Annotated in this window: 12 protein-coding genes and 1 pseudogene; all 13 read left to right on the top strand. The window is 66.2% G+C overall.

Features of this window, described 5'->3' with window-relative positions; all coding sequences use genetic code 11:
* The first annotated feature begins 131 nt into the window (after positions 1–131).
* The 13 genes and pseudogenes from IVB26_RS29135 (at position 132) to IVB26_RS29195 (ending at position 15,439) form a co-directional block, all read left to right on the top strand.
* Positions 132–1,382: an ABC transporter substrate-binding protein gene (locus IVB26_RS29135; protein WP_247968525.1), complete on the top strand. Its 1,251-nt coding sequence runs from the start codon at positions 132–134 to the stop codon at positions 1,380–1,382.
* A 124-nt stretch (positions 1,383–1,506) separates the two neighbouring features.
* Positions 1,507–2,334 carry a helix-turn-helix transcriptional regulator gene (locus tag IVB26_RS29140; RefSeq protein ID WP_247968526.1) on the top strand — a complete coding sequence of 276 codons (828 nt, stop codon included), beginning with the start codon at positions 1,507–1,509 and terminating at the stop codon, positions 2,332–2,334.
* Positions 2,335–2,799: 465 nt separating this feature from the next.
* Complete coding sequence (locus tag IVB26_RS29145) at positions 2,800–3,810, top strand: branched-chain amino acid ABC transporter permease (RefSeq protein ID WP_247968527.1); 1,011 nt, start codon at positions 2,800–2,802, stop codon at positions 3,808–3,810.
* Between the two features lies 1 nt (position 3,811).
* The gene (locus IVB26_RS29150; protein WP_247968528.1) at positions 3,812–4,894 is read left to right on the top strand and encodes a branched-chain amino acid ABC transporter permease; all 1,083 of its coding nucleotides are present in this window, start codon (positions 3,812–3,814) and stop codon (positions 4,892–4,894) included.
* Positions 4,887–5,669, top strand: coding sequence for an ABC transporter ATP-binding protein (locus IVB26_RS29155; protein WP_247968529.1), 783 nt, complete (start codon positions 4,887–4,889; stop codon positions 5,667–5,669). Before IVB26_RS29150 ends, IVB26_RS29155 begins: the two co-directional genes overlap by 8 nt.
* Positions 5,662–7,872, top strand: coding sequence for an ABC transporter permease (locus IVB26_RS29160; protein WP_247968530.1), 2,211 nt, complete (start codon positions 5,662–5,664; stop codon positions 7,870–7,872). Before IVB26_RS29155 ends, IVB26_RS29160 begins: the two co-directional genes overlap by 8 nt.
* Before the next feature lie 3 nt (positions 7,873–7,875).
* Entirely contained in the window at positions 7,876–8,709 is an 834-nt protein-coding gene (locus tag IVB26_RS29165; protein WP_247968531.1) for a phosphoenolpyruvate hydrolase family protein, read from the top strand.
* Between the two features lie 25 nt (positions 8,710–8,734).
* Complete coding sequence (locus tag IVB26_RS29170) at positions 8,735–11,641, top strand: flotillin family protein (protein ID WP_247968532.1); 2,907 nt, start codon at positions 8,735–8,737, stop codon at positions 11,639–11,641.
* A 9-nt stretch (positions 11,642–11,650) separates the two neighbouring features.
* Positions 11,651–12,088: an SRPBCC family protein gene (locus IVB26_RS29175; RefSeq protein ID WP_247973296.1), complete on the top strand. Its 438-nt coding sequence runs from the start codon at positions 11,651–11,653 to the stop codon at positions 12,086–12,088.
* A 2-nt stretch (positions 12,089–12,090) separates the two neighbouring features.
* Complete coding sequence (locus IVB26_RS29180) at positions 12,091–12,534, top strand: SRPBCC family protein (protein ID WP_247968533.1); 444 nt, start codon at positions 12,091–12,093, stop codon at positions 12,532–12,534.
* 2 nt (positions 12,535–12,536) lie between these two features.
* Positions 12,537–13,355, top strand: a complete 819-nt coding sequence (locus tag IVB26_RS29185; protein WP_247968534.1) for an FAD binding domain-containing protein — start codon at positions 12,537–12,539, stop codon at positions 13,353–13,355.
* A 4-nt stretch (positions 13,356–13,359) separates the two neighbouring features.
* Positions 13,360–13,836, top strand: coding sequence for a (2Fe-2S)-binding protein (locus IVB26_RS29190; RefSeq protein ID WP_246932306.1), 477 nt, complete (start codon positions 13,360–13,362; stop codon positions 13,834–13,836).
* A 9-nt stretch (positions 13,837–13,845) separates the two neighbouring features.
* Positions 13,846–15,439: pseudogene (locus tag IVB26_RS29195) on the top strand (xanthine dehydrogenase family protein molybdopterin-binding subunit).

Consider the following 15,439-nt stretch of genomic DNA (forward strand, 5'->3'; position numbering starts at 1 on the left):
GGACGAGGCGCTCACGCATGCACCGCATCCGACTTCGGCTAGCTTCTCTCCAAAGCCGCGGGCCTTCGAGAGTCACGCGGCGCCGCGCCGGTTCGGTGCGGCCATAAATCGACGACACAGGGAGGAGCACAATGTCGAAATGCAGTGTGGGACTGCTCGCGCTGAGCAGCCTGTTTCTTTCGGGCGCAGCGATCGCCCAGGAAAAGATCAAGGTGGGCGTGACCGCGACGCTCGAGGGCACCTACACGGTGCTCGGCGAGGACGGCATGCGCGGCCACCAGACCGCGCTCAACGTGCTGGGCAAGAAAATCGGCGACAAGGAGCTCGAATTCATCGTCGCCTCGACCGACGCGACACCGGACTCCGCCGTGCGCGCCGTGCGCAAGCTGATCGAGCAGGACAAGGTGCAGATCCTGCTCTCGCCGCTGTCCGGCGACGAGGGCATCGCGGTCAAGAACTTCGCAAAGACCCATCCCGAGCTGACCTTCATCAACGCGGCGTCCGGCGCGCAGGAAACGACCTATGTCGATCCTGCCCCGAACTTCTTCCGTTACAACATGGACGGCGCGCAGTGGCAGGTCGGCCTCGGCAAATACGCCTATGACGAAAAGAAGTATCGCAAGATCGCAACCGTCGGCGAGGACTATTCCTTCATCTACACCCAGGTATTCGGCCTCGTGCTCGAGTTCTGCGGCGCCGGCGGACAGATCACCAACCGGCAATGGGTGCCGCTCGGCACCAAGGATTTCGCCTCGGTCATCGCCGCGCTGCCCGACGATGTCGACGCGATCTATCTCGGCCTCGGCGGCGCCGATGCCGTGAACTTCCTCAACCAGTATCAGCAGGCCGGCGGCAAGGCGCATCTGATGGGCGGTTCCATCATGATCGACCAGACCATCCTGTCGTCCAAGGGCAACGCCAAGAACGCCCTGGTCGGCACCATCGCGGCGAGCGGCCAGGCCGATACCTGGGACGATCCGGGCTGGCAGAAATTCGTGAAGGCCTATCAGGACGCCTTCCCGCCCAACAAGCGCTTCCCGAGCCCGTCACTGCTCGCGACCAATTACTATGACTCGACCATGGCGCTGATCCTCGCGCTGCGTCAGGTCAATGGCGATCTCTCCAACAACCAGTCGAAGTTCAAGGAAGCGCTGGCGAAGATCGAGATCGATGCGCCGAACGGCAAGATCAAGCTCGACTCCAACCGTCAGGCGATCGGCACCAACTTCGTCACCGAAGTGGTCGACGACGGCAAGGGCGCGCTGTTCAGCAAGGTGGTGAAGGTGATCCCGAACGTGAACCAGACGCTGGGCTATGATCCAGCCGTATTCTCGAAGATCGGGCTGCCGAGCCGCACCGTGCCGGAATGTAAGAAGTACTGACGCATCACGGCTGCAATGGACAACCGGGGAGCGACTTGCTGACGCGGTCGCTCTCCGCTCTTGCAATCTCGTCGGCGTTGTTGAACGTTGACCCAAAAGACAAGAACATTCGGGAGGGGAAGGCATGAGCCGTGCGCTCGCCGTCTTCCACGGCCGGTTCGGTCGGGCGACGGTTTATCAGTTGAACCGCCCTTTCAATATCCACGCCCATCGTGAAGGTCATCTGATCTTCCATGTCGGCGGCATGCCCGCATGCATCGACGTGTCGGACGGGCACCACGATCTCAACGAGACGTCCGTCGTCGCGGTCAATCCCTGGGAGCCGCACAATTTCCTGCCTGCCGATCTGGACGGCGGCGCGATCTTCTTCGTGCTCTACGTCAATGCCGAATGGTTTGCGCCCGATGCCTCCGGCACCCATCGGCTGCGTTTCGGCCGCACCCAGTTCAAGCGCACGCCGGCACTCGACAAGCACATCAGGCGGACCGCCGCGCTCGTGTGCGGCGCACCATCGCTCTCCAGTCTGGATTCCGAGCTGCGGAGGTTGATCGACATCTGCTACGACGAAAGCTGGCAGCAGGCCGAGATCGCCCGCGATCCGCGCGCAAACGGCTCGGTCACCGATTTTCGCGTGCGCAAATGCATCAAGATGATGTCGGAAAGTCCCGGCGCTGAGATCGAGCTCGATACGATCGCGCGGGAATCCGGCCTGTCGCGACCACATTTCTATCGGCTATTCCGCGTCCAGACCGGCGTTACGCCGAACCTCTATCTCAACACGCTGATCATGGAACAGGCGCTCGAAGCACTGGTGGCAAGCGAGACGCCGATCGCCGATATCGGCTTCGATCTCGGCTTCTCCTCGCAAAGCGGTTTCACCCGCTTCTTCGCCGCCAACGTGGGGATGGCCCCGACCGATTATCGTCGCGCAGCCAAGATTTTGCGCGCCTGAGCGCGGGCCACGAAAAGATACTCACGATCAAACGTTCCCCTGCGAGCCCGGCTAGGATGTCGGCAACGCGATCCCGAGAGAGGATTGCGACCGACGGGAGCGCACGTCCATGGCGAGGCCCGCAGCCGGCATCGGCTTGCATGCCCCCTCGCCCCGCTTGCGGGGCCGAGACGAGCTTCGCTCGCTCTGGGAAGGCCGGGGTGTACCCGCGCCTTCCGTGCGACCTCTCCCCGCAATCACAGATGATCTCTTGGAACGGCCCGAGCAAGCGCCCCGTCCTTCGAGACGACCGCTCCGCGGTCTCCTCAGGATGAGGCTAAGCGGCTTGGAGCTCGTCAAACCTGCGGCTGCATACTCCGCCCTCATCCTGAGGCGCCCGCCAAGGCGGGCGTCTCGAAGGATCGGCCGCGGGGAATCCGCTTCCCATCTACGATGGCCCTGCCACAAGCGAGGCGAGGCGGGACCATGAGCCGCTTTGTCGAACGCCATCCGGCCTGGGCGCTCATCGCAATCATTGCCGTTGCCGTCGCGCTCTGGCTGATCTTCGCGGTCTGGCCGCCGGGCCTCGAAGAGGCCGTCGGCCGCAAGCGCGTCTTCCTCAACGCAGTCTTCAACGGAATCACGCTCGGAGGGCTCTACTTCCTCGTCGCCAGCGGCTTCACGCTGATCTTCGGGCTGATGCGCAACGTCAACCTCGCGCACGGCTCGCTCTATCTGTTCGGCGGCTATGTCGGCTACGCCATCAGCACGGCGACCGGCTCCTGGGTGCTCAGCTTCATCGTCGCCTTCATCCTCACCGCCCTCGTCGGCATCCTGCTCCAGGTGATCGTGTTCCGTCGGATGGAGGGACAGGATCTCAGGCAGACCATGGTGACGATCGGGCTTTCGATCGTGTTCGCCGATCTCATGCTGTGGGCCTGCGGCGGCGATTTCTACCAGATCCAGACACCGAACTGGCTGATCGGCCCCGTGGAGCTGCCGCTGGTCACGGCGATCAGATCCTCGGGCGAGCCGGTCTATCTCCGATATCCCATGGTGCGACTGGTGATCTTCGCCGCCTCGGTGGTCATTGGCGTCGCAATGTGGCTTGCGCTCAATCGCACCCGCATCGGCATGATCATTCGCGCCGGCGTCGACGACCGCGATATCCTCGCCGCGACAGGCGTGCGTATCCAGCTCGTCTTCGTAGCCGTGTTCGCGTTCGGCGCAGGTCTTGCGGGCATCGCCGGCGTCGTCGGCGGCACCTTCCAGTCGCTGTCGCCTGGCGAGGACATTCGCTTCCTGCTCGCCTCCCTCGTCGTCGTGATCGTGGGCGGCATGGGGTCGATCCCCGGCGCTGCGCTTGGGGCGCTGATCATCGGCCTCGCCGAACAGCTCGGCTCGGTCTACATCCCGACCTATGCCATCGTCGTGACCTTCCTGATCATGGTGCTGGTGCTGGCGATCCGGCCGCAAGGCCTGTTGGCGAGGCGCTGACATGTCGCTCGCCCACGATGCCCGCGTTACCGCATCTCCCGCCACAATGGCTCAGCGCGCGGCACGGACGTGGCCGGAGATCAACAATCCCGCGGCCTGGGTCGTCGCCGCCATCCTCCTGATCATGCCACTGATCGCCAACGGCTTCTTCCTGATCGAGATCTTCGCCTCCACCTTGATCCTCGGCACCATGGCGCTCAGCCTGATGTTCCTCGCCGGCTATGGCGGCATGGTCAGCCTGATGCAGCTCACGATCGCCGGCTTCTCGGCCTACATGGTCGCGGTGTTCGGCGTCAGCGGCAACGCCAATATCAGCCTGGGCTGGCCATGGTGGCTCGCGGTCCCCATGGCGCTCGCGCTGGCAACCGCCTTCGGCACGCTCGGCGGCGCGCTCGCGGTGCGCACCGAAGGCATCTACACCATCATGATCACGCTCGCGATCGGCGCGGCCTTCTATTATTTCACCAACCAGAACTGGGCGATCTTCAACGGCCATACCGGCATCAACACCGTGGCCACGCCACATTTCTGGGGCGTCAACTGGCGCGCGGACATTCCCTTCTATTATATCGTGCTCGCGGTCGCCGCGCTTTGCTATTTCGCCGTCGAATATCTTTCGCGCGCCCCCTTCGGCCTCGCCCTTCAGGGCGTGCGCGACAATCCAAGGCGCATGGCGGCGCTCGGCTTCAACGTCAATGCGCACCGCATCGCCGCCTATGCGTTCGCCTCCTTCGTGGCCGCACTTGCCGGCGTGCTCCAGGTCTGGAACTACCGCCAGATTTCACCGGGCTCGGTCAGCGTCGGGGCCTGCATCGACGTGCTGATCATCGCCGTCGTCGGCGGCATCACGCGCCCGATCGGCCCCTTCATCGGCGCGCTGATCTTCGTGCTGCTGCGCACCTTCGCGCTCGACTTCCTGGTCAGGCTCGGACTCGACGGCAATCGCTTCCGGCTGCTGATCGGACTCGGCTTCCTCGCCATCGTGTTCTGGTCGTCGGACGGCGTCATCGGCCTGTGGCAGCGCTGGCGTCAGAGCCGGCGTCCGGCCGCAAATCGACCTGGCGGAGGACGCGGCCATGGATAGCGTCGCGCAACGCCTCTCGGCCGTCGGCGCCGGTGCCGCGCTTGAGCTGCGCGGTGTGACGAGATTGTTCGGCGCGCTTGCCGCGCTGACCGATGTAACCATGACGGTGCGCCCCGGCGAACGCCGCGCCGTGCTCGGCTCCAACGGCGCCGGCAAGACCACGCTGTTCAACTGCATCACCGGAGACTTCGCGCCCTCCTCCGGCACCATCCGCTTCTTCGGCGAGGACGTCACGCATTTCCCGCCCTATGAACGCATCCGCCGCGGGCTGCGCCGGACCTACCAGATCTCGGCCCTGTTCCCCGGCCTCACCGTGCAGGACAATGTCTATCTCGCCTGCCGCGGTGTCTCGCGCGGGCGCTTCTCGTTCCTGCGTCCGGGACAGAACGATGCCTTGATGCATGCGGCCGACAATCTGGTCCAGGCCGTGCATCTTTCCGCCGTGAAGGACCAGCGCGTGGCGGAGCTCGCGCACGGCCAGCAACGCCAGCTCGAGATCGCACTTGCGCTCGCCGGCGCCCCGCGCTTCGTGCTGTTCGACGAGCCCGCCGCCGGCCTGTCGCCGACCGAACGGGCCGAGCTGATCGAGATCCTGACCTCCCTGCCGGCGCATATCGGCTACATCATCATCGAGCACGACATGGACGTGGCGCTACGCGTCGTCGAGAGCGTCACGATGATGCACAATGGCCGCGTCTTCAAGGAGGGCCTGCCGGAAGAGATCCAGTCCGACCCCGAGGTGCAGGAGCTTTATCTCGGAGGCGGCCATGAATGACGTCCGCCGCTCTGCCGCCGCACTCGAGGTCCGTGGGCTCGACGTCTATTACGGTCACTCGCACGCCCTGCAAGGCGTCGACCTCACGCTGGAGAGCGGCGTGTTCTCGGTGGTCGGCCGCAACGGCATGGGCAAGACGACGCTGTGCAAAGCGATCATGGGGCTGGTCGGCGTGAGCGGCGGATCGATCCGCGTTCGCGGCGAGGACGTCACGCGGCGGCCCCCCGCCCAGATCGCCCGGCTCGGCGTCGGCTATGTGCCGCAGGGCCGCCGCCTCTGGCGCTCGCTCAGCGTCGAGGAGCATTTGCGGCTCGCCGGCGGGATGCGCTCCGGCGCCTGGACCGTCGAGCGCATCTACGACACCTTCCCCCGCCTCGCCGAGCGCAAGGATCACGGCGGCGGCCAGCTCTCCGGCGGCGAGCAGCAGATGCTGGCGATTTCGCGCGCGCTGCTCACCAATCCGCAGCTCTTGATCATGGACGAGCCGACCGAGGGCCTTGCGCCCGTCATCGTGGCGCAGGTCGAGGAGATGCTGCTGCGCTTGGGGGAAGACGGCGACATGTCCGTGCTCGTGATCGAGCAGAATATCGGTGTCGCCACCGCGATCTCGCGCAACGTCGCGATCATGGTCAACGGCCGCATCAATCGCATCATCGACTCCGCGCGGCTCGCTGCCGACCGCGCGCTTCAGCAGCGCCTGCTCGGCGTCGGGCTTCACGCCGAGCTCGAGCCGGATATCGAGCTCCCCGCGTCCGGCCCCGAGGCAAAACCGGCACCGACGCCACGGCGCGACGGGCCGATCCGCATCTATATCTCCAACCCGACGCTTCCGACGCGGTGGTCGCAACCGGTGCCGATCGCCCGCATCGAGGCCGCAGCGCGTACGCTCTCGACGCAAGTGGCGCGGCTCGACGAGACGGCGCGGCGCAAGCGCGAGCCGGTGGCGGCGCAGACCGCCGGCCCACCCGTGGTGCTGGTCGTCGGCACGCTCGACACCAAGGGCGTCGAGCTGCGCTACATCCGCGACATCATCGCCGAAAGCGGCCTGCGCACGCGGCTGGTCGACGTCTCGACCAGCGGCAAACATTCGTCCTGCGACGTCTCCGCGCAGGAGATCGCCTTGAATCACGGCCGCGGCGGCTCCGCCGTGTTCGGCCCGGATCGCGGGACGGCCGTGACTGCGATGGCGGATGCGTTCGTCAGCTGGCTGCGGCGCCAGGGCAACATCGCCGGCGTGATCTCGGCCGGCGGCTCCGGCGCGGCCTCGCTGGTCGCGCCGGGCATGCGCACGCTCCCGGTCGGAGTGCCCAAGCTGATCATCTCCTCCGTCGCGTCCGGCGACGTCGGACCTTATGTCGGCCCCGCCGATATCACGATGATGTACTCGGTCACCGACGTGCAGGGGCTGAACTCGATTTCGCGCGCGGTGCTGGCCAACGGCGCCAATGCGCTCACTGGTATGGTCAAGGCGCGACTGGATGGACGTGCCGCGCCGGCCCGCGAGACCAGCAAGCTGCCCCCAGTCGGCATCACCATGTTCGGCGTGACGACGCCGGCCGTGCAGAAGATCGCCGCCGATCTGCGTGACGATTTCGAGTGCCTGGTCTTCCATGCCACCGGCGTCGGCGGCCGTTCCATGGAAAAGCTCGTCGAGTCCGGCCAGCTCGCGGGCGTGATCGACGTCACCACTACGGAGGTCTGCGACCTGCTTATGGGCGGCGTGTTTCCGGCGACGGAGGACCGCTTCGGTGCGATCATCCGCACGCGCATCCCCTATGTCGGCTCGGTCGGCGCCCTCGACATGGTCAATTTCGGCGCGCCCGACACCATTCCCGAACGCTATCGCGGCCGCAAGTTCCACGTCCACAACCCGCAGGTGACGTTGATGCGGACGACCGTGGAAGAGAACGAGCGGATGGGCCGCTGGATTGGCGAGAGGCTCAACCTGATGGACGGCCCCGTGCGCTTCTTCGTGCCAGAGGCCGGCGTCTCCGCACTCGATGCGCGAGGCCAGCCGTTCTGGGATCCCGATGCCGACGCCGCGTTGTTCCGCACCCTGGAGCGCACCGTGCGGCAGACCGGCAACCGCCAGCTCATCCGCATGCCCAAGAACATCAACGACCCCGAATTCGCCGCCGCCATCGTCGGTGCGTTCCGAACCCTATTCGGCCGCACCGGCGCGCGGCGGAGACTAGCGAGGTGACCAATGCCAAGGTTTGAACGCGCAGCGCTGCTGAAGAGGTTTCGCGACATGGCGAGGCGCGGCGAGCCGATCGTCGGCGGTGGCGCCGGCACCGGGCTATCCGCCAAATGCGAGGAGGCCGGCGGTGTCGATCTCATCGTCATCTACAATTCCGGGCGCTACCGCATGGCCGGCCGCGGCTCGCTCGCCGGGCTGATGGCGTACGGCGATGCCAATGCCATCGTGCTGGAAATGGCGACCGAAGTGCTGCCCGTGGTCACCCGGACGCCCGTGCTTGCGGGTGTCAACGGCACCGATCCGTTCCGCGACATGGACGTCTTCCTCGACGAGTTGAAAGCGCTGGGGTTTGCCGGCGTCCAGAACTTTCCGACCGTCGGCCTGATCGACGGCACGTTCCGCGCCAATCTCGAAGAGACCGGCATGTCCTATGCGCTGGAGATCGACATGATCGCCAAAGCGCACGACAAGGACATGCTGACGACACCCTACGTCTTCAGCGAGAAGGAGGCCGCCGCGATGGCGATCGCCGGCGCCGACATCATTGTCTGCCACATGGGGCTGACGACCGGCGGCTCGATCGGCGCGCAGACGGCGGCCAAGCTCAAGGACTGTCCAGCGCAGATCGACACCTGGGCGTCCGCAGCGCTCAGCGTCAATCCTGACATCCTGGTGCTGGCGCATGGCGGTCCGATCGCGGATCCCGCCGATGCCGATTTCATCATGAAGAACACCCGCCATTGCCACGGCTTCTACGGCGCGTCCTCGATGGAGCGGCTGCCCGTGGAACGGGCGCTGACGGAACAGGTGCGTCAATTCAAGGCGATCGGCGCGCGATAACGCCGAAGGTACGAGGGAGGGAAAGATGTCAGGGATGCTGGTCGGTGAATTGATCCTCTGGCTGATCGTCGCGATCGTCGTGATCGTGGTCGGCGTCTATATCGTGAACTGGCTCTACCACCGCTCCTCCAAGGAGACCTCGTTCGTCCGGACCGGCTTCCTCGGCGAACGCGTGGTGATCAATGGCGGCGCGTTCGTGCTGCCGTTCATCCACGACTACACGCCTGTGAATATGAACGTGCTGCCGATGGGCATCGTCCGCTCCAGGCAGGATGCCGTGATCACCCGCGACCGCATGCGCGTCGACATCGAAGCCGACTTCTATGTTCGCGTGCAGCCGACCCGGGAAGCGGTCTCGATCGCCGCGGCCACGCTCGGCCGCCGCACCATGGAACCCGGGCAGCTGCACGCTCTCCTCGCCGGCAAATTCATCTCCGCGATCCGCTCGGTCGCATCCGAGATGACGATGGAGGAGATGCACGAGCGTCGCGGTGACTATGTCGTGCGGGTCAAGACCAACGCGGCCGAAGCGCTCGCCCAAAACGGCCTCGAGCTCGAATCGGTCGCCATCACCGATCTCGACCAGACCGATCTGGAGTTCTTCAACCCCTCGAACCGGTTCGACGCCGAGGGTCTGACCCAGCTGATGCAGGACATCGAGGCCAAGCGGAAGTTGCGCAACGACATTGAGCAGGACTCGATGATCAAGATCCGCGCTCGCAATCTGGAAGCCGAGCGGCAGGCGCTCGAGATCGAGCGCGAGAGCGAGACCGCCCGCCTCGAGCAGGAACGCGACATCGAGATGCGCCGCGCGCTTCAGCGCACGGAAGTCGCCCGCGAACGGGCGCTGCGCGAAACCGAGGCCGAGCAGGCGCAGATCTCGGCGCGCGAAGCCATCGAGCGCGCCCGCATCGCCAATGACCAGGCAATCGCCGAGGCCCGCATCGCCTCAGAGCGGGAAACCCGCCAGAGGGAGATCGAGCGGACCCGCACCATCGAGGAGAAGGAGCTGCTGGCGCGCGAGGAGATCGAGAAGACAAGGATTGCCAACCAGCGCTCGATCGACACGACCCGCATCGCCTCGGAACGTGAGGTCCGTCAGCGTGAGATCGAGCGGATGCGCACGGTCGAAGAAGCCGAGATTTCCGCCCGCGAAGCCATCGAGAAGGCGCGGATCCAGCAGGACCGCGTCGTCACCGACGCCCGCATCGCCAACGAGGAGGAGACGCGACGCCGCGAAATCGAGCGCACCCGCGCGGTCGACGAGGCCGAGATCGCCGCCCGCGAGGCCACCGAGAAGGCCCGCATCGCCCAGACCATGACGGTCAATGTCGAACGCATCTCCTCGGACGAGCGCACCCGCGCGCTGGAGATCCAGCAGGTGCGAACCATCCAGGAGGCCGAGATCGAGGCGCAGCGTGCAGTCGAGGCCGCCCGCATCGCCCGCGAACGGACTCTCGCGGCCGAGCGCATCGCGGCCGAGCAGAACACGCGGCAGCTCGAGATCGAGCGCAATCAAGCGCTCGATGTCGCCGGCATCTCGGCGCGTGAAGCGACGGAAGCCTCCCGCATCGCCCAAGAGGAGCGCGTGCGGTCGCTGGAGATCGCCCGCAACCGCGCCGTCGAGGAAGCCGACATCGCCTCCCGCGAGGCGATCGAGGCGGCCCGCATTGCTCAGGAGAAGACGGTTGCGGCAGAGCGTATCCAGGCCGAGCGCGACACCCGTTCGCTCGAAATCGAACGCACCGGCGTCTTGGAGGCAGCCGAGCTGAAGCGACGCGACGCCATCGAGCGCCAGCGCATCACGGTCGACCTGGCACTCGAGGCCGAGCGCATCAACTCTTCCAAGAGGCGCGAGGTGCTCAATATCGAGCAGAAGAAGGCGGTCGAGATCGCCGACGAGGACCGCGTCATCGCGCTGTCGACCAAGAAGTCCGAGCGGATCGATGCCGACCGCCAGGTCCGGCAGGCCGAGATCGTCGCCCGCAAGGAGGTCGAGACCACGGACGTGTCGCGTGAGCAGGCGCTCGAAGCGGCCCGCATCGAGCGCCGCCGCGCGATCGAGCAGCTCGAAGTCGCTCGCGTGCAATCCTTGCAGGAGGCCGAGATCGCCTCCCGCGAGGAGGTCGAGCGCGCGCGCATCGCGTCGGACCGCGGCCTCGACGAGGCCCGCGTCGGCCGCGAGCGCGAATTGCGCAAGCTCGAGGTCAACCGCGAGAAGGAGGTCGAGACGGTCCTGATGGAGAAGGCCATCGCCATCCATCAGAAGTCGCTGGAAGAGTCCGCCGCCAAGGCGATGGCCGAGGAGGCACGGATGCGCGCGACAGAAGCGACCGAGCGCGTGATTACCGCACGCGAGAGCGAAATCGCCAAGCGGCGCAGGACCGTCGAGGTGCTGCTCGCCGAGAAACAGGCCGAGGAGACCCGCATCGCCGCGGAGGCAGAGCGCGTACGCGCCGCGGTCGAGGCCGAGGCGCAGCGGATGCTCAACGAGGCCGAGAACGTGCTGACCGATCAGGCGCGCTACTCGCTGTTCCGCCGAAAGCTGCTCGACCGGATCGAGGGCATCGTGCGCGAAAGCGTCAAGCCGATGGAGAAGATCGAGGGCATCCGCATCCTTCAGGTCGACGGCCTCAACGGCAACGGGAACAGTGGCAATGGCGGCCGCAGCGCCACCGACGAGGTGATCGACTCTGCCCTGCGCTACCGCGTCCAGGCGCCGCTGATCGACTCCATCCTGGCGGATATCGGCGTCGAAGGCGGCAGCCTCGCCAAAATGCCGGGCCTGATCCGCGAGGCGCGCGACATGCAGGGCATCAAGGAGTCCGCGCGCAAGGGCGGCGGCGGTGGCGGTGACAAGCCGGCGGCCTCCCCGCCTACGGCTGAAGGTGGCGAACCGCCGGCCGAGCGCGGGCCGCGGAAGAAGAGCTGAGGTCGCATGATGGCTCGCGTCTACGTCTCCACCGTCGTCAACGCCCGCAACGACCGCGTCTGGGCGCGGGTGCGCGATTTCAACGGCCTGCCAAACTGGCATCCGGCCATTGCTGAAAGCCGTATCGAGGGCGGCGAGCCCTCCGACAAGATCGGTTGTGTGCGAGATTTTCGCCTGCGCAACGGCGACCGCATCCGCGAGAAGCTGCTCGGCCTCTCCGACTACGACATGTTCTGCACCTATTCGATCCTGGAATCCCCGATGGGCGTCGAGAACTACGTCGCGACCCTGCGGCTGACCCCCGTCACCGACGGCGACCAGACCTTCATGGAATGGACCGCCGAGTTCGACTGCGCGCCGGAGCAGGAGACGGAGCTCGTCAGCAATATCGGCGGCGGCGTGTTCCAGGGCGGGTTCGACGCGCTCAAGCGCGTGTTCGGAGGCTAGCCGTGCCGCATATCGTCAAGAGCACGATCCTGGACGCACCGACCGACGCGGCGTGGACCGTGCTGCGCGATTTCAACGGACACGATCGCTGGCATCCGGCGGTCGCGACCTCCTCGATCGAACGTGCGCAATCCGCCGACAAGATCGGCTGCGTGAGGCGGTTCAAGCTGACCGACGGCTCCGAGCTGCGCGAGCAATTGCTGGCGCTGTCGGACCTGGAACAGTCCTTCAGTTATTGCCTGCTCGATACGCCGATGCCGATGTTCAACTACGTCGCCCATGTCCGGCTGCTGCCGGTCACCGATGGTGATCGCACCTTCTGGCATTGGGAGTCCCGCTTCACCACGAAGCCGGAGGATCGCGACCGCATTACGCATATGGTCGCGGAAGACATCTATCAGGCCGGCTTCGAGGCGATCCGCCGGCATCTGAAGGAGGCCGCATAATCATGGCCGTGACAGTGAAGACGTTCACAAGCGCGAGCGAGGCGGCCGGCGCGCTGTCCTCGGACCGCAGCGCACGCTATCTCGGCGGCGGCACGCTGGTGATGCGGGCGCTGAACGAGGGGGATGTTTCGATCTCGACCGTCGTGCGCGCACAGGACCAGGCGCTGACCCGGATCGACGCCTCGGGACCGCGCATCACGCTCGGCGCCGGTGTCACCTTCGCGCGCGTCCTCGCCGAGCGCGACCTCGCCTTCCTGCACGCGCCTGCCCGTTCGATTGGCGGTCCCGCCGTGCGCAACATGGGCACGGTCGGCGGCAACCTCTTCGCGCCAAATCCCTACGGCGATTTCACCGTGGCCCTGCTGGCGCTTGATGCAACCGTCGCCGTCGCCGGCGGCTTTGGCGCGCGCGACATCCCGATCGAAGAGTTCTTGCAGGCACGGGACCGGCAGACCGGAACACTGGTGCTGTCGGTGTCCTGCACCCGGCCCGCCAACAGCGAAGCCTTCCGCTATCGCAAGATCGCCCGCATCAAGCCGAAGGGCGGCTCGGTCATCACACTCGCGGCCCATCTGCCGCTCAGCGGCGGCCGGATCTCGGGCGCGCGGATCGCGCTGGGGTCGATGGCGCCGACCCAGATCCGCGCGCGGGCCGCCGAGCGCGCGCTGGAAGGACGCTCGCTGGACGCAGCAACCATCGCAGCCGCCGCATCCGCGGCGACCGAAGGAACATCGCCAACCGACAACGCGCTCGGCAGCGCCTGGTATCGCCGCGAGATCGTCGGCGTGCATCTGCGGCGACTGCTGTCGGGACAGGAATAGAGCCATGTCCAAGATACCCCTGCAATTTCGCCACAACGGCCGCGACGTCGCGATCTTCGTCGACGGCGGCACCAATCTTCTGGTCGCGCTGCGCGAGCTGATCGGCGACATGACGCCGAAGTTCGGCTGTGGCCAGGGCGGCTGCGGCACATGCAGCGTGCTTGTTGACGGCGAACTCCATCTCTCCTGCCTGACATTGGCGGAGACTGTCGCCGGCCGCTCGGTCGAGACGCTCGACGGCATGAAGCAGGGCCCGAACCTGCATCCGCTGCAACGCGCCTTCGCCGACAACTTTGCCGCCCAGTGCGGCTATTGCACGCCGGGGATGCTGATGGCGGCAAAGGCCCTGCTCGACCGCAATCCCTCGCCCAGCCGCGATGAGGTGGTCGAGGCCATCTCCGGCAACATCTGCCGCTGCACCGGCTACGAGCCGATCATCAATGCCATCCTCGCCGCCGCCGGCGGCCGGGTCAGCGCCTGAGGTCAGACCATGCTGGAACTGCGCAAGGACATTTTCGCCGACGAGCGCGACGATAACCTCAAGGAAATCGGCAAGGGCACGCAACGTCAGGACATGCTTGGCCACGTCACGGGCACGTCGAGCTACTTCAATGATCACAAGCTGCAAGGCATGCTGCATCTGAAGGTCGTGCGCTCGACACAAGCCCATGCACGGATCCGTCGCATCGATACCACGGACGCAGAACGCTCGGCCGGCGTGCGCCGGATCATCCGTGGCACCGATGTCCCGGTCAATCTCAACACGCTTCTCAGCCTCATCAACTTCGGCAAGGATGACGAGCCCTCGCTGGCGGTCGACAAGGTCCGCTACAAGGGCGAGCCGGTCCTTGCCATTGTCGCCGACAGCGAACGCGAGGCGTTCGAGGCCATTGCCAAGGTCCGGATCGATTACGAGCCCTTGCCGACCGTGTTCGATGTCGAGGATGCGCTGAAGTCCGGCGCGCCCGTGGTCAACGAGACCTATCCGAAGAACGCGTTTATCTATCACGACGTATACGATCACCAGCGCCTGCGGTTCGGCGACGCCGATGCGGCGCTCGCGAGCGCCGATCACGTGCTGGAACAGCGCTACCAGATGTCGCCGATCGAGCACGCGCCGACCGAGACCAACGGCGCCATTGCCGCGCCCGACACCAACGGCCGCTACGTCGTCTACACCTCGACCCAGGCGCTGTTCTTCTCCGTCGACACCTGCGCCAAGATCCTGGACGTGCCGTCCAACACCTTCCACTTCATCGGCGGTACCGTCGGTGGCGGCTTCGGCGGCAAGGTCGACACATTGACCGAGCCGCTCGCCATCCTCGGGGCGATGCTGACCGGACGCCCCGTCCGCTACGTGTTCGGGCGCGAGGAGGAGATGCAATACGGCCCGCCGCGCGGCGCCGAACGCATCTACATCAAGGACGGCGTGATGCGCGACGGCCGCGTCGTCGCCCGCAAGATCCGCGCCTATTTCGACAGCGGCGCCTATACGCGACTGTCGAGCTACGCCGCGGTCAAGTGTGCCGCGCATCTGCCGGGGCCCTACACCATCCCGAACGTCTATGGCGACGTCTATTGCGTCTTCACCAACCGCACGCCCGCGACCGCCATGCGCGGCTTCGGCGTCACCGCGATGGACTTTGCGATCGAGTGCCAGATGGACAAGCTCGCGAACCTCGTCGGCATGGACCCGATGGAGTTCCGCATCCTCAACGCCTATCGCGACGGCGACATGAAGGCGCATCGACGCGAGGCCAAGAACACCGCCCTGATCGAATGCGTTCAGGTCGCGGCCGAAAAGGCCAAGTGGCCGATCCGCGACGAGTTCAAGCGTGCCTCCTCGCGCAAGGACGGCGGCGGCAGCCGCGCCATGATCCCGCCGACGCCGACGGACACGCGCGCGCGCCCCGCCGCGCCGTCGCAGCAGCGTACGAGCTACGACCGCGCGCCTGTCACCACGACGCGGGAGCCGCCGCGCGATCCGCCTCCGCCGGCACCGCCGCCTCTCCCCGCCCCGCCCGGCCGCGCCATCGCACGGCGCGACGCGGTTCTCATCCGTGTTCGGCACCAGGAGACGCTGA

The sequence above is a fragment of the Bradyrhizobium sp. 195 genome (assembly GCF_023101665.1).
Taxonomy (GTDB): Bacteria; Pseudomonadota; Alphaproteobacteria; order Rhizobiales; family Xanthobacteraceae; genus Bradyrhizobium.